Below are 15,134 nucleotides of genomic sequence, written 5' to 3' on the forward strand. Positions count from 1 at the left end.
GGTCATCCAATCGAAGACCGTCCGATCCAGGCCTTGTTGAGACATCGCGTCATCCAGCCGGGCTGCGGCCTGCCCTGGAGTCGCGCCTGCGCTTCCTGATAGGGACCGACATAACGCAGCCGATCAGGCAATCGGGGATACACGCGTCGTATCCATGTGAGCGCGCGGTCCGCCGCTCTGTCGTCGGCTTCGTCACAATCCAACCCAAAACCCGCGACCAGTTGCTTCGGCAACATCCGGGCCGTCAGCGCCTGGTACCATTTGGGCGGACGCAGCCAGGGCCGTCCGACGCCCCCGAGAATTTGTCCAGACACCTCGCGCGCCGCGGTGCCGACGGTCAAAACATCCGAGCGGACCATGGCTTCAGTGTACGCGCGAAATGATTGCCAATCCGCCGGCAGGTCGCCCGGGGTCAGCCCGAACATTGCTGCAAAAAGCCGGGATTCGGCCCAGTATCGCTCGCGATCGTCGGTCGAGAGCGGCGGAAAGACGAGATCGTGCGCCATCGCCGCGCTCTCGACGAGAGTGGCGTGAACCCAACGCAGCGCCGCGGCTTCGTTGGCACAATAGCGCGAATTCGCTTCAAACGACCCGATGGCGTCCGGCAAGCGGCCGACGATCGTGGCGTGACGCCGATGCAGCTTGCGGGAAGCCGTCAGCGCCTGATCGAGCGAGCCGAATACCATCGTAAACATGACGTCGAAGGTTCGATGGAAGCGACCGATCGGATCAGCGAGCGTCCTGGAGTGCTCGGCGATGGCCGTAGCGACCCACGGATGCGCCAGTTGAAGCAGCAGCGCGCGGCCGGCTCCGAGAAAAATCACGGCCTCTCGGTCAATTCGCCAGGTCAGCGAGGTCGGTCCAAAAATACCCGCCGTCGATCCAGCTGCCTTGCTCCTAATATGATCGAGTGCAGTCTCCAGGTCATTCTCGGAAATCACTTTACAACATCCGCTTGGGCCAATTGCGAAGATCCCGCGGATGAGCCGATGCTGGACTCCGCCGCGCTACTCCGCTGCGACTGGCAGGATATCAGGATTATCGTGCAGCACCACGCCGGAGAGCGGGTCGAACTCGCCTTCCCACGGCTTGCGTGCCAGCACGGACCGGGTGTGGGCGTAGCCGGCGTCCCAGCGCCGCATGATGCCGGAGGGGCTGAAGTCGATATCCTTGGTGTGGGTCTCGCGGTCGAGCTGCGGAGCAAGCAGCCGCACCACATGCATGCGCGTCGGGCAGCCATAGCTCATCAACTCGCGCACCGCCGGATTGCTCCGCTCGCTCTCGGGAAGCCGTGCCGCCAACTGGTTGATGACGTGACGCAGGCGATGCGCCTGCTGCTGGCGCGCGATCTGGCTCGCGATGCGGCTGGAATACTGCACGTCCTTGTGGCGGTTCAGCACCTCCGCCATCGTGGTCGGTTCGCTGCCGACGGGATTCCAGAGATGCACGGCGAAGATCAGCGAATTCTTACGCGGATTGTCATCGAACACCGCCTCGGTCGGCGTGTTGGAGAGAATGCCGCCGTCCCAATAAAGCTCGCCGTCGATACGCACGGCCGGAAACGCCGGCGGCAGCGCGCCGGAAGCCATGACGTGCTTCACCGTCAATTCGCCGTCGCGACTGTCGAAATAGCGCATCTGGCTGGTGCGCACATGCGCGGCGCCGACGGTGAGCCGCGGCGTGCAGCGATTGACGAGGTTGAAGTCGACGAGCTCGTTCAGCGTTTTCTCTAGCGGCGCAGTGGAATAGAAGCCCGCGTGATCGGCGCCGAGCGGAAAGGAATCGCCGGCATGCGCCAGCGGGTTGGGCCTGAAGAAGCCGGGAATGCCGTTGGTGACAGTCGACCAATAGCTGAGTTTTTCGTTGAAGCCGGGAAATGCGGTGCGCAAGTCCCAGATCGGATTCTGCTCCATCCGTTTCCAAAACTCTCTCAGGCGCGCGAGCCGGTCCCGCGGCTCGTTGCCCGCGATCAGGCTCGCATTGATGGCGCCGATCGAGGTTCCGATGATCCAGTCCGGCTCGATGCCGGCTTCGTGCAGCGCCTGGTAGACGCCGGCCTGGTAGGAGCCGAGCGCGCCGCCGCCCTGCAGCACCAGCACGACCTGGCCCGGCAGGTCTTTTGACCTGATCTTTTGCGTATTGCCCTGCATGCCGTTCATGTCTCGCTCCCGTCGAGCCTGTCTTTTCCCGAACCCTGGGGTTTCGCCAACTCTGAGCAATGGCCCGTCCGAACGGAAATGCCGGCTGGCTTCCGAAACGATACGCGCCCGCTATTGCGGTCGGGATGTCATTCCCCGCCCCGATCGGCTAGGTTCCGGCCAATCCTGCCGGGAGCCGATCCATGGAAATGCACCAGGTCCGCTACTTCCTTGCGGTCGCGCAACTCCTCAACTTCACCCGCGCCGCCGAGGAATGTAACGTGACGCAGCCCTCGCTGACGCGGGCGATCAAGCAGCTCGAGGCGGAGCTTGGCGGCGACCTGTTTCGCCGCGAGCGGCCGGCCGCGCAACTGACCGAGCTCGGCCAGCGCATGCATCCGCTGCTAAAGCAGTGCTATGAGGCCGCCGCCGGTGCGCGCTCGCTCGCCTCCTCCTTCAGAAGCGGCGAGATCGGCGCGCTGCGCATTGCGCTAACGCACGCGATCGATCTTGCGCTGCTGATTCCCCATCTCAACCAGATCCGGCGGCAGTTCAACCGGCTCGAATTCCGTTTCCTGCGCGGCACCAGCCGCGAGGTCGCCGAATATCTGAAGAAGGGCGAGGCCGAGCTCGGCATTGCCGCCGAGATCGACGAGGCCTGGGAGCGGCTCGACGTCTGGCCGCTGTTCACTGAGGGCTTTGAGCTCGTGGTCAGCAAGAGCCATCGGCTCTCAGGGCATGACACGATCGAGTTCGATGACCTGCGTGCGGAGCAATTCCTGAGCCGCGGCTACTGCGAGCATGCCGAGCGCATCTCGGCGAATCTGCGTGAGCACGGCATCGACGTCGACCACAGCCATGAGATTTCTTCGGAGCGCGACCTCATCGAGCTGGTGGAGGCCGACATCGGCGTCGCGATGGTGCCGCACACCTCGCCGATGCCGGATGGCGTGAAGCGAACCGCCGTCGCAGGGCTGGACGCCCGCCGCACCGTCAACCTCTACGGCGTCGCCGGCCGCCAGCGCACCGCAGTCGCCAACGCAGTGATGCGCATGCTGCGCGGCGCGGATTGGCGGGAAATTGCGGGCTAGCGGCGTCGCGAGTGAGACGCGCCGATCGAACTTGCGGATGCCTCATCCGTCGCTTCGCGCCACCTTGCGACGACAATCTCTAAGCAGATCCCGAGTGGCCACGGGTGGTCCCCTGTTCGACGACGCGTGGCGTTCGAAAAAACTGCGGTGACCAAAACGCAGGCAATGGGACCAAAGTACGATGACACGTCGACAGGCACCGATATGATGCGGTTCGTGTGCAATCGGGCCACGGAACCACAAGAGAGGCGATGCATGTTCGTAACCGTCGTTGCTATTCTCTGCCATCTCGCGGCAGCTGGTTGCGTCGAGGAAATTGTCACCGACAGCAACATGACGCCGGAGATCACGTTTCAGCAGTGCATGAAAGGTGCGCAAGCGCCCCTCGCAAAGTGGGTGAGCGAGCATCCGATCTACCACGCGAACTGGCGCGTCGATCGCTACAAATGCGTGCCGGGACACTATGAGATCAGGAGCAGGGCGTAAGACGCGGCAATGTAAGACGATTTGGCGGCGCTCGGCCCCTTCTCGCGCAAGAAGGGCAGACGGAAATGCATCGGCGCCGTCGATATCATGCAGAGCTAATTCTCCCTGCTCGCGCTCTCCAGCGCCTCGAGCAGGTGATCGATCTCCATGCGCTTGCGGAAATCAGGATCGACGAAGCGGGCCTTGACGAGGCCGTCGCGGCCGACGACGAACACGGCCGGTATCGGCAGCATCCAGCCGTCGTTGCCGTGAAACTTTGCCATGTCCTGATAGGACAACAACTGCTGGATCTCGGCGCCGAGCCAGATCGCCAGATTGAGTGACAGCGCATAGCCGTTGTCGAGATCGGTCAGCACCGGAAACGACGCGCCCGAATCGTCCCTGAACTTCTCGGTGTATTCCTGCGTCTCCGGCATGATCGCGACGATCTGTGCGCCCACCGCATTGATCCGGTCCTGCGCCTGGATCACCGCGCGGACGTTCAACCGGCAGTAAGGACACCAGTGCCCGCGAAAGAACATCACCGCGACCGGTCCGCGCTTCAGCAGCGAGGGCAGCGCGACCAGGTGCCCGCGATCGTCGGGCAGCACAAAGGGCGGCATGACCTCGCCCGGACGCGGCGCATTCTCGCCGCCGCCGTTCTGGCCCAGCCGCTCCACCAGGCGATCGACCGCATCGCCATAGGCTGGAAAGATCTCGCGGCCCGCGTCCGCATAGGCACGGAGCTGTTCGTTCAGCGGGCCCTCCATGTCGCGGCAGCGCTGAAAGGCAAGCTTGAGCCGCTCAGCATCGGCTGGTGATAGGGACGTCATCTTCCGCTCCGCCAACAAGAGTTCGCATTATTTTGACATTCAGGCCGCCCTGCAAGGGGGACCCTGCCATCCGACGACAGATCGTCCGGAAGCGGAAATGCCGATCCACAATCGGTTCGATAGCCATGGCCTATCGCCGGCGCGATAGCACGAGGCTATCACGTCGAGAGCGAGACGGCATTTCATTGCAGGGGCCATTTCAATCAGGCTGATCTCATAGCCGGCGACCCGCGAGGTCGCGGCCAACAGAGGAGATTAGTCCATGCCCACGAACTCCAAACTCTCGCGCGCAATCTGGCCCAGCCTTGCTCTCGCCGGGGCCATCGCGCTCACCGCGCAGCCAGCCCTTGCCGGCGAATGCCCGGCCGACAAGATGAAGCCGAACGCGCGCCAGATGGTCGACACCAAGCCGGTCGGCGTTACCGACGTCACGCTCGGCTCCATCAACCTCGAAAAGCAGCCGGCCAACATCAGGGATCGCGAGCTGCGCTTCCGCAAGCTGACCATCGAGCCCGGCGGCATCGTGCCCTGGCATAGCCATGACGACCGGCCGGCGCTGATCTTTGTGCAGCAGGGCGAGATCGTCGAATACGCCTCCAACTGCGTCGATCCGATCGTGCACAAGGCCGGCGATCTCAGGCCCGAAGTGTTCGGCACCTCGCACTGGTGGAAGAACCTCGGCAAGGAGACCGTGATCCTCTATGTCGGCGACGTCCGCAAGGATCCGCACGACCACAACATGTGACGAGTGCAGCCACCAATCTCAGCCCCGTCATTCCGGGGCGCGAAGCGAACCCGGAATCTCGAGATTCCGGGTTCGCTGCTAACGCACCGCCCCGGAATGACAACAAGCGTGGAGCCGTCCCATGACCGATCTGTCTGCACCCATGAAGCCGTCCGAGATGGCGATGCACGAACACTCGCCCGGTGTCGTCCTCCGTTCACTCGTGATCGGGCTGACCGCGTTCCTGACCGTCGTCGACCTGTTCGCGACGCAGGCGATCCTCCCGTCGCTGACCCGCCATTACGGCGTGAGCCCGGCGGCGATGGGCGTTGCGGTCAATGCCAGCACGTTTGGCATGGCGATATCGGGGCTCGTGGTCGGCTTCTTCAGCCCGCGCATCGATCGACGCCTCGGAATATTGCTCAGCCTCACGCTGCTTGCGATTCCGACGAGCCTGCTCGCGGTGGCGCCCAACCTCGCCGTCTTCACGGGCCTGCGCATCGCGCAAGGCCTGTGCATGGCGTCGGCCTTTGCGCTGACGCTCGCCCATCTCGGCGAGCAGTGCAGCGCAATGGACGCCGGCGGCGCCTTTGCCGCCTATATCACCGGCAACGTCGCCAGCAATCTGATCGGACGGCTGATCTCGGCCGCCGTCGCCGACAGTCTTGGACTGTCCTGGAATTTCTACTTCTTCGCAGCGCTCAATCTCGCCGGCGCGGTGCTGGTCTATTTCACCATCCATCGTGTCCAGCCGATGCATGCCATGACGCTCACGGCGTCTCCGCTCGACGCCATGCGCGCGCATTGGCGCAATCCCCGGCTGCGCGCCGCTTTCGGGATCGGCTTCTGCATCCTGTTCGCTTTCATCGGCACCTTCACCTTCGTCAATTTCGTGCTGGTGCGGCCCCCGCTGTCGCTGGGCGTGATGGACCTTGGCCTGGTCTATTTCGTCTTCCTGCCTTCGGTCGTCACCACCCTGTTCGCCGGCAAGGTCGCCGCGCGCATCGGAACACGGCCGACGATTTGGGGCGCGCTCACTGTTGCAGCCTTCGGCCTGCCGCTGATGCTGAGCTCGCATCTGGCGGAAGTGCTGACCGGTATGGTCCTGGTCGGCGTCGGCACCTTCTTCGCGCAGGCTGCCGCGACCGGCTTCGTCGGACAGGCTGCGGCGGAGAACCGCGGCGTCGCCAGCGGCACCTACCTCGCCTGTTATTTCTGCGGCGGGCTGGTCGGCACGGCCGTGCTCGGCCGTCTCTTCGACGCCTTCGGATGGACGGCGTGCGTTGCCGGCGTTGGCGCGGCGCTCGCGGCCGCCGCGTGGCTGACGTTCAGCCTGCGAGATATGCGCTAGCGCTTGGCCTGCGCGAGGTCGGCTTTCCTCTCCGGCGGCGGCTCGTCGTCTGCAATCGCCCGCCAGGCGGCGCCGTCGAGATCGTCATACTGGCCGCTCCGGAGCGACCAGAGGAAGGCGGCGAGGCCGGTGAGCCCCAAGGCCAGCGCCAGCGGAACCAGGATGACCAGGATTTCCATCAGATCCTCCGCGCGGCATTGCGCGCCCGCAGCGCGTTCAACATGACCAGGATGGACGAGCCGCTCATCGCGGCCGCCGCAATCAGCGGGGTGACGATACCACTGATCGCGATCGGCACGGCGAGGAAATTATAGCCGATCGCCAGCCACAGATTCTGCCGCATCAGATGCAGCGCCTTGCGCGAGAAATCGATCGCGACCACGACCGGGGCCAGAGGCTTGCCGAGGAAGACGAGATCGGCGGTCGCCTGGCTCAAATGCGCGGCCGAGATCGGCGACATCGAGACGTGCGCGGCAGCGAGTGAGGGCGCATCGTTCATGCCGTCCCCGACCATGAGCACCTTCATGCCCCGCGCCTTCAGCTCTTCGATCCGCGCGATCTTGTCGGCGGGCGTGACACCGGCGCGCCATTCCACGATGCCGAGCGCGCGAGCGGCCGCCGTCACCGCCGCCTCGCGATCGCCGGACAGGATCTCGACGCCGATCTTGCGGGCCTGCAAGGCAGCGATGACAGCCTTTGCGTCCGGACGCAGGCCCTGACGCACGGAAATGACAAATCTTTCGGCGCCCTTGCTGAAGGCCACGACGGAGGCCTCAGGGTCGAGCTCGGCATCCATGACCAAGTGCTCCGCGCCGCAGAAGGATGGCCTCCCCAAGCGAATCTCGACACCGTCGACCGTCGCACGCACGCCCTGCCCGGCCTCCTCGACCGCACTGAGGATCGGCGATTTCGCGCCGGCGGCTAGCGCGACTGCGGCCGCCACCGGATGATGGCTCGACAGCGCAAGCTGTCCCGCGAGCTTGAAGATATCGGCAGGAATCCCCGACGCGTTGACCACTTCGAGGTCGGGCAGCGTCAGCGTCCCCGTCTTGTCGAAGATGACGTGGTCGGCCTCCGCCAGCCGCTCGATGGCATCGCCGGAGTTGAGCAGCACGCCTGACTTGAACATCGCCCCAGAGGCGACGGTCTGCACCGTCGGGATCGCGAGCCCGAGCGCGCAGGGACAGGTGATGATGAGCACGGCGACGCCAGTGACGATCGCATCGTGCCAGCTCGCGCCCCAAAACACCCAGCCGAGAACGGTGAGGAGAGCTGCGGCATGCACAACCGGCGCATAAAGCCGCGACGCGCGGTCGGCGAGCCGCATATAGCGCGAACGCGCCTGCAATGCGTTGTCGAGCAGGCGCGTGATCTCGGCGAGCAGCGTGGCCTCGGAGGCCGCCGATACCCGCACCCGCAGTGTGCCCGATACATTCATCGAACCGGCGTAGACCGGCGTGCCCTGTTCGGCCGTGACGTAGAGAGTCTCGCCGGTGATCAGGCTCTGGTCGATCTCGGACCGCCCCTCGATCACCGTGCCGTCGACGGCGCAGCGCTCGCCCGGCCGCAGCAGCACGATGTCGCCGGGATGGATCGCTCCGACCGGCACCTGCGAGACCTCGTCAGGGCGGACGAATTTTGCCGCCGTCTCGGCCTTCAGCGCCGCGAGGTTGCCGGCAACCGCGCGAGTCCGCCGCCGCATGTTCTGGTCGAGGAAGCGACCGACCAGGAGGAACGTCAGCAGCATGATTGCGGCGTCGAAATAGGCGTGCTCGGCGTGGTGGATGGTCTCGACCACGGACATGCCGAGCGCCAGGATCACGCCGATCGAGATCGGCACGTCCATGTTGGTGGTCTTGTTCGACAACGCGCGCCAGGCGGAGCGGAAGAAGGGCTGGCCGGCATAGGCCGCCGCCGGCAGCGCGATCAGCGCCGACAGCCAGTGGAAGAAATCGCGCTGCTCGGGCAGCATGTCCGAGACGTTGCCCGACCACACCGGGATCGACAGCATCATCACATTCATAGTGGCGAAGGCAGCAACTCCGAGACAGCGCAAGAGGAAGCGCGATTCCTCGACCTCGGTTGCCTCCGCACTCGCCGTCTCGAACGGATAGGCCTTGTAGCCGAGCTCGGCGAGGCGATCGATGAAGCTGATAGGATCGAGCGTGCCCTCTTTCCATTCCAGTGCGACTCGGCGATTGGTCAGATTGACCCGCGCCAGCGTGACATCAGGCATGGCCGACAGGCCGCGTTCGATCTTCGCCATGCAGCCGGCGCAGTGAACGCCCTCGACCGCAAGATCGATGTGTTGCAGGCCTGGACCTGCCGCCTTGACGTAGTGTGAAAAATCCCGCGTGACCTGCATGACATGAACCTCAGTGACTTGGACCTCAGTTCAGGATCACACGGTTACGCGACTGGAACATGCGCTGCCCGCGCGCATCGGCTTCGATCACGAGATCCCACTGACCGGGCGCGACCGCGCTGGCGCTGCCGCGATAGATGCCAATGCCGACCTCCGAAAGCTCCACAGGCAGGTCGGCACGCTTGTCGATCGGCCGCTCCAGCGTTCCCTTGAAGGTCAGGCCGGTCATTGGCCGCCCGTTGGCGTCGCGCGCTTCGAGCTGGACGACGGCACCGCCGTCGCCCTGACGCTGGATGCGCGCCTCGACCTGCCATTTGCGCGCCGCCTGCTCGCGCGCCGCCATGATCTCCTTCTCATAGGCAAGGCTGGCACTATAGGCGCTGTCGACCTCGGTGCCGGGAAGCGTCGCGATGGCGAGCTTCATCATGGTGACGTTGACGCCAATCACGAGGCCGAAGAAGGCCACCAGCATCAAAAACACCTTGGCGCCGGTCAGCGGCTTCTGTGCAGCGGTTGCCATGGCAAACTCCTTGATGTCTCACGGCGCGACAAAATTGTCGGTGGCGGAAGCGACCTCGCCGAGCCCGATGTCGGTGACGTGGAAGCGAACCGGGATCGACTTCTCCGGATTGAGCTCGGCCGGCGCCGTCACGAGCAACCGCAACTCGCTGGTCTGGTCGCGGCCGATCACGATCATGGGCCGGTTGGGCGTCACCGAATCGACGCCGACGACGTGGACCGTCGCGTTCACGGGGCCGTCGACGTCGATCGCGATGACGCGGTCAAAACCGCTCTTGTTGAGCAGGCGGACGGTGTAGGCGTTGCGGATCGAGCCGTCGCTGAGCTTGACCGCGATCGGATTGCGGTCGTGCAGCACATTCACGTCGAGCAGGCTGCGCGTTGCCAGCGTGTACAGCATGATCCCGCCCACGACCGCAATCAGCGCGCTGTAGGCGACCGTACGGGCACGGACGATGCGGTAGATCGGCTCCTTGCCGGCCTGCCGACGCTCGATGTTGATGTCGTTGTCATAGCCGATCAGCCGGGTCGGCCGGCCGATCTTGGTCATCACGTTGTCGCAGGCGTCGATGCACAGGCCGCACTGGATGCAGCCCATCTGCGCGCCGTCGCGGATGTCGATGCCGGTCGGGCAGACGGCGACGCACTGGTAGCAATCGATGCAGTCGCCGACATGCTCGCCGAGCGCCCGCAGCTCGGCCGCCTTCTTGACCGAGGTGCGCTTCTCGCCGCGATCGTAGCGCTAGGTGACGTTGAGCGCCCATTCGTCGGTGAGCGCGGCCTGGATGCGCGTCCACGGGCACGTATAGGTGCAGACCTGCTCGCGCATGAAGCCGGCGAGCAGATAAGTGGTGGCGGTGAGAATGCAGATCCAGATATAGGCGATCATGGGCGCCTGGAACGTGACGAGCTCCTTCACCAGCGTCGGCGCATCGTTGAAATAGAGCACCCACGCGCCGCCGGTCCACCAGGCGATCAGGAGCCAGATCGAATGCTTGAGCACGATCTCGGAGATGCGCTCGAGCTTCATCGGGTCGGACGACTTGTCCTTCTTCATGCGCTCGCGCCGGTCGCCTTCGATCAGACGCTCGACGGCGTAGAACAGGTCGGTCCATACGGTCTGCGGACAGAGATAACCGCACCAGATGCGGCCGCCGATGGAGTTCATCAGGAACAGCGCGATCGCGGCAACGATCAAGAGGCCCGTGAAATAGTAGACCTCCTGCGGCCACAGCTCGATGAAGAAGAAATAGAAGCGGCTGTTGGGGAGGTCGATCAGCACTGCCTGGTTCGGGGCGCCGAGGCCGCGATTCCAGCGGACGAAGGGCAGGAAATAATAGACGCCGAGGCAGAACGCCATCAGCCCCCATTTGATGCGACGGAAAGTGCCCGAGACGCTCTGCGGGTAGACCTTCTTCTGGGCCACATAGAGTGGCCCGTAGTCGTCGTCCAGTTTGAGGTCGGTGGGGTTCACGGTCTTGTTCATCGCTGGATCCGTTGCGCGTGACCGAACCTAGAGCCAACTCGGAACGGCCGATTGATCCAGCTCAAGCGAGGGCAGGTTCCCCTGCCCTCGTTTGACGGCCGCTTGGCTACTTTCCACCGCCCAGCGAGTGGACGTAGACCGCCATCGCCTTGATGGTGGCGGGGTCGAGCCGGCCTTCCCAGGCGGGCATGACGCCGGAGCGGCCGTTGCTGATGGTCTCGACCAGAGCGGATTCGTCGGAGCCGTAGAGCCAGATCTTGTCGGTCAGGTTGGGGGCGCCCATCTCCTGGTTGCCCTTGCCGCCCTCGCCGTGACAGGACACGCAATTGTCGGCAAAGAGTTTTTCGCCCTTGGCCGCGTCAAAGCCCTGCCGCGTCGACAGCCCCGCCAGCGACCGGACGTGGTTGGCGACCGTCACGATCTCGTCGGCCTTGAGCACGCCGTCCTTGCCGAAAGCGAGCATCTGGCCTTCATGGGTCTTGGAGTGACCGGACCGCACGCCGTACTGGATGGTCTGCATGATCTGGTCGAGGGTTCCGCCCCACAGCCAGTCGTCGTCGTTCAGATTGGGGAAGCCCTTCGAGCCGGATGCTCCGCTGCCATGGCACGGCGCGCAATTGTCGCCGAACACGGTCCTGCCCTTGGCGCGCGCCAGTGCAAGCAGTGCCGGGTCCTTCTCGATATCGGCAAGCGAGGCCACCGCCAGCGTTGCCATCTTCTCGCCGCGGGCCTTTTCGAGATTGGCGAGTTCCACGGCGAGACTGGCGCGTGTCGAATAGCCGAGCACGCCGGACGTATAGCCGGAGATCAGCGGCCAGGCCGGATAGACGATCCAGTAGCCGATCGACCAGATGATGGTGAGGTAGAAGCTGATCACCCACCAGCGCGGCAGCGGCGTGTTGAGCTCCTTGATGCCGTCCCATTCGTGTCCGGTCGTAGACTTGCCGGTGACGGTATCGACTTCGCTATGATCGGTCATGATCTCTTACTCCTCCCGCAGCGGCAGGCGCGCCGCTTCGTCGAAAGCGGCCTTGTTGCGGGGCCATAATGCGTAGGCGATGATCGCGAGGAAGATCGCGACGAAGGCCGGCGTCCAGATGGTCGTCACGAGGTCGGACGCAAAATTGTGGACTGTCAGGATAGCTTTCATCGGTGATGCCTTCTCAGCGAAGATTGGCTTTCTCGTTGTAGAGCTTGAAGTCGACCAGCGTGCCGAGCATCTGCAAGTAGGCGATCAGCGCGTCCATCTCGGTCGGAATGCCCGGCTTGCCGTCGAAGTTGCGCACCGACGCCTTGGCGTAGCGCTTGGTGAATGCGTCGGTTCCGGCGTTGTCCGGATCGGCCTGGGCCTTCATGTCGGCGGCCGCATTGGCGATCTGGTCGTCGGTGTAGGGCGTCCCGACGGCCTTCAGCGTCCGCATGTGGTCGGCGATCGTAGCCGGATCGACCTCGGTTTCCTTGAGGAACGGATAGCCCGGCATCACCGACTGCGGAACGATGGCGCGCGGATTGGTCATGTGGGTGACGTGCCAGTCGTCGGAATATTTGGCGCCGACACGGGCAAGATCCGGTCCGGTCCGCTTCGAGCCCCACTGGAACGGATGGTCGTACATGCTCTCGGCGGCGAGCGAGAAATGGCCGTAACGCTCGACCTCGTCGCGCAGCGGGCGGATCATCTGCGAGTGGCAGAGATAGCAGCCCTCGCGGACGTAGATGTTGCGGCCCGCGAGCTCGAGCGGCGTGTAGGGCCTGACGCCATCGACGACCTCGATCGTGCTCTTCAGGTAGAACAGCGGCGTGATCTCGACGAGACCACCGATCGCGATCACCAGCAGGATGCCGACGATCAGGATGATCGAGTTCTTCTCGAAGATTTGGTGACGTGCCCAGAACGACATTGTTGAACTCCTCATTCCGCCGGCTGAAGAGCGACGGGCGCCTGGACTTCCGATTCGCCTGCGCGAACCGTCATCCAGAGATTGTAGGCCATGATCAGCGAGCCGATCAGGAACAGTCCGCCGCCGGCTGCACGGATGATGTAGAAGGGATGCATCGCCTCGACGGTCTCGATGAAGGAATATTCGAGGAAGCCGAGCGAGGTGTAGGCACGCCACATCAGGCCCTGCAGGATTCCGGACACCCACATCGCTGAGATGTAGAGAACGATGCCGAGCGTGGCGATCCAGAAGTGCCAGTTGACGAGCTTGAGGCTGTAGAGGCCCTTGCGGTTCCAGATCCACGGCACCAGGCAGTACAGCGCGCCGAAGGAGACGAAGCCGACCCAGCCGAGCGCGCCGGAGTGCACGTGGCCGATGGTCCAGTCGGTGTAGTGGCTGAGCGAGTTGACGACCTTGATCGACATCATCGGACCTTCGAAGGTCGACATGCCGTAGAAGGCGACGGAAACCACGAGCATGCGCAGCACGGGATCGGTGCGCAGCTTGTCCCAGGCGCCCGACAGCGTCATCAGACCGTTGATCATGCCGCCCCATGAGGGCATCCACAGCATGATCGAGAAAGTCATGCCCAGCGTCTGCGTCCAGTCCGGCAGCGCGGTGTAATGCAGGTGGTGCGGACCGGCCCAGATGTAGAGGAAGATCAGCGCCCAGAAGTGGATGATCGAGAGGCGGTAGGAGTAGATCGGCCGCTCGGCGCGCTTGGGGATGAAGTAGTACATGATGGCAAGGAAGCCGGCGGTCAGGAAGAAGCCGACCGCATTGTGGCCGTACCACCACTGGAACATCGCATCCTGGACGCCGCCCCATGCGATGTAGGATTTTGAGCCGAACACGGAGACGGGGAGTGCCGGATTGTTGCCGAGGTGCAGGACCGCGATCGTGACGATGAAGGCCAGATAGAACCAGTTCGCCACGAAGATGTGCGGTTCCTTGCGCTTGATGATCGTGACGAGGAAGACGAGCAGGTAGACCACCCAGACGATGGTCAGCCAGAGGTCCGAATACCATTCCGGCTCGGCATATTCCTTCGACTGGGTCACTCCGAGCAGATAACCGGTGCCGGCCATCAGGATGAAGTAGTTGTAGCCGATGACCACGAACCAGGGCGCGAGTTCGCCCGCGAGACGGGCGCGACACGATTTCTGCACCACGTAGAACGAGGAGGCGATCAGCACGTTGCCGCCGAAGGCGAAGATCACCGCCGACGTATGTAACGGCCGCAGGCGGCCGAAGCTGATCCAGGGCAGATCGAAATTCAGCGCCGGCCATGCAAGCTGCGAGGCGATGATCAGGCCGACCAGGAAGCCGGCGATACCCCAGAACATCGCCATGACGGACGAGAACTTGATCGGCCCCATATTGTAGTTGGGCCGGCCGTTGATCTCCTCCGGCGGCAGTGCCGCCGGACGCTCGAAATAGCGATTGATGATGCCGAACACCACGGCAACGCTTGCCGCGGCGCTCAGCGCGGCGTGGAACGCGAAGGGCGCGTCGAGCGCCTTGGCTGCAGCGATCACGCACAGGAAGGCGGTGACCGCGAACAACGCCGCAAGGCCGCTTTCACCGACGGTCATTGACTTGGACATGGAGGGCTGGCTCATGCGGATTCTCTCTGAAAGAACACGAGGCCAGAAACCACATTCGATCTCGCATTAAATTGATCAAGATCAACACAATCGAATTGCTTCAGCACAACGAGCGCCGGCGCGACGCGCGCAAGCGCAAATCCTCCGTGGAACCACGGAGTACCGACTTTGGAAGTAGAATCAGTCGCGCGCGGTCGCCTTCAGCGCGGTGATGACGTCCTCGCGCGCGACAATGCCGACCAGCCGCTGGCTCGCGTCGAGCACGATGATGCTCCTGATCCGGTGCTCGACCATGAGCTGGAGCACGCGGGTCAGTCGCGTGTCCGGGTGGACGTAGATGAATTCGGGCGTCATCACGTCGCCGACCTTGCGATTCATCAGGTCGAGATAGCGCGGCACCATCTGGCTCGGCGTGAAGGCAAAGCACCTCAGGATGTCGAACTTGGTGACGATGCCGACGATCTGCCCGTCTTCCTCGACCGGATAGCTGTTGAAGTCGTCGCGCTCGAACATCTCGCTGAGCTCGAGCATGTTGAGATCGCGCGCCACCGTCTTGACGTTGCGCGTCATGTAACCGTCGGTGGTCTGCTCAAGGAATCTATACACGGCGCATCCTCT

The 15,134-nt window shown here is 63.8% G+C and carries 15 protein-coding genes and 1 pseudogene; 4 read left to right on the forward strand and 12 right to left on the reverse strand.

The genetic code is table 11. The features are described from left to right. Nucleotides 1-2: 2 nt before the first annotated feature. Both KUF59_RS30715 and KUF59_RS30720 read right to left on the reverse strand, forming a co-directional pair. Nucleotides 3-941 (reverse strand): oxygenase MpaB family protein, encoded by a 939-nt coding sequence (locus tag KUF59_RS30715; RefSeq protein WP_212455927.1) that lies wholly within the window; start codon nucleotides 939-941, stop codon nucleotides 3-5. 66 nt (nucleotides 942-1,007) lie between these two features. Continuing rightward, nucleotides 1,008-2,159: a patatin-like phospholipase family protein gene (locus tag KUF59_RS30720; RefSeq protein ID WP_212455928.1), complete on the reverse strand. Its 1,152-nt coding sequence runs from the start codon at nucleotides 2,157-2,159 to the stop codon at nucleotides 1,008-1,010. Between the two features lie 182 nt (nucleotides 2,160-2,341). On the opposite strand from KUF59_RS30720, the gene KUF59_RS30725 reads away from it, so the two are divergent. Further along, nucleotides 2,342-3,229 (forward strand): LysR family transcriptional regulator, encoded by an 888-nt coding sequence (locus KUF59_RS30725; protein ID WP_212455929.1) that lies wholly within the window; start codon nucleotides 2,342-2,344, stop codon nucleotides 3,227-3,229. Nucleotides 3,230-3,484: 255 nt separating this feature from the next. Beyond that, a complete protein-coding gene (locus KUF59_RS30730; RefSeq protein WP_212455930.1) occupies nucleotides 3,485-3,715 on the forward strand; it encodes a hypothetical protein in 231 nt (76 codons plus the stop codon). A gap of 95 nt (nucleotides 3,716-3,810) precedes the next feature. Here KUF59_RS30730 and KUF59_RS30735 read toward each other — a convergent pair whose 3' ends face one another. Further along, complete coding sequence (locus KUF59_RS30735) at nucleotides 3,811-4,527, reverse strand: peroxiredoxin-like family protein (RefSeq protein WP_212455931.1); 717 nt, start codon at nucleotides 4,525-4,527, stop codon at nucleotides 3,811-3,813. 262 nt (nucleotides 4,528-4,789) lie between these two features. Between KUF59_RS30735 and KUF59_RS30740 the strand changes: the two genes are divergently transcribed. Beyond that, complete coding sequence (locus KUF59_RS30740; protein ID WP_212455932.1) at nucleotides 4,790-5,272, forward strand: cupin domain-containing protein; 483 nt, start codon at nucleotides 4,790-4,792, stop codon at nucleotides 5,270-5,272. Between the two features lie 121 nt (nucleotides 5,273-5,393). After that, nucleotides 5,394-6,602: an MFS transporter gene (locus tag KUF59_RS30745; RefSeq protein ID WP_212455933.1), complete on the forward strand. Its 1,209-nt coding sequence runs from the start codon at nucleotides 5,394-5,396 to the stop codon at nucleotides 6,600-6,602. Here KUF59_RS30745 and ccoS read toward each other — a convergent pair. The 9 genes and pseudogenes from ccoS to KUF59_RS30790 form a co-directional block, all read right to left on the reverse strand. After that, nucleotides 6,599-6,781 (reverse strand): cbb3-type cytochrome oxidase assembly protein CcoS, encoded by a 183-nt coding sequence (ccoS, locus tag KUF59_RS30750; protein WP_212455934.1) that lies wholly within the window; start codon nucleotides 6,779-6,781, stop codon nucleotides 6,599-6,601. The two genes, KUF59_RS30745 and ccoS, sit on opposite strands and share 4 nt — an antisense overlap. Then, entirely contained in the window at nucleotides 6,781-8,967 is a 2,187-nt protein-coding gene (locus KUF59_RS30755; protein ID WP_212455935.1) for a cation-translocating P-type ATPase, read from the reverse strand. Before KUF59_RS30755 ends, ccoS begins: the two co-directional genes overlap by 1 nt. Before the next feature lie 25 nt (nucleotides 8,968-8,992). Then, a complete protein-coding gene (locus KUF59_RS30760) occupies nucleotides 8,993-9,439 on the reverse strand; it encodes a FixH family protein (RefSeq protein ID WP_249140054.1) in 447 nt (148 codons plus the stop codon). Between the two features lie 66 nt (nucleotides 9,440-9,505). Continuing rightward, a pseudogene (ccoG, locus tag KUF59_RS30765) lies at nucleotides 9,506-10,972 on the reverse strand (cytochrome c oxidase accessory protein CcoG). Between the two features lie 106 nt (nucleotides 10,973-11,078). Beyond that, a complete protein-coding gene (ccoP, locus tag KUF59_RS30770; protein ID WP_212455938.1) occupies nucleotides 11,079-11,951 on the reverse strand; it encodes a cytochrome-c oxidase, cbb3-type subunit III in 873 nt (290 codons plus the stop codon). A 6-nt stretch (nucleotides 11,952-11,957) separates the two neighbouring features. Continuing rightward, nucleotides 11,958-12,122: a cbb3-type cytochrome oxidase subunit 3 gene (locus KUF59_RS30775; RefSeq protein ID WP_212455939.1), complete on the reverse strand. Its 165-nt coding sequence runs from the start codon at nucleotides 12,120-12,122 to the stop codon at nucleotides 11,958-11,960. A gap of 13 nt (nucleotides 12,123-12,135) precedes the next feature. Continuing rightward, a complete protein-coding gene (ccoO, locus tag KUF59_RS30780; RefSeq protein ID WP_212455940.1) occupies nucleotides 12,136-12,870 on the reverse strand; it encodes a cytochrome-c oxidase, cbb3-type subunit II in 735 nt (244 codons plus the stop codon). 11 nt (nucleotides 12,871-12,881) lie between these two features. Next, nucleotides 12,882-14,531, reverse strand: a complete 1,650-nt coding sequence (gene ccoN / locus KUF59_RS30785) for a cytochrome-c oxidase, cbb3-type subunit I (protein ID WP_212455941.1) — start codon at nucleotides 14,529-14,531, stop codon at nucleotides 12,882-12,884. A gap of 165 nt (nucleotides 14,532-14,696) precedes the next feature. Beyond that, nucleotides 14,697-15,122: a CBS domain-containing protein gene (locus tag KUF59_RS30790; protein ID WP_212455942.1), complete on the reverse strand. Its 426-nt coding sequence runs from the start codon at nucleotides 15,120-15,122 to the stop codon at nucleotides 14,697-14,699. Nucleotides 15,123-15,134 lie beyond the last annotated feature (12 nt).

It is taken from the genome of Bradyrhizobium arachidis (genome assembly GCF_024758505.1).
Classification (GTDB): Bacteria; Pseudomonadota; Alphaproteobacteria; order Rhizobiales; family Xanthobacteraceae; genus Bradyrhizobium; species Bradyrhizobium manausense_C.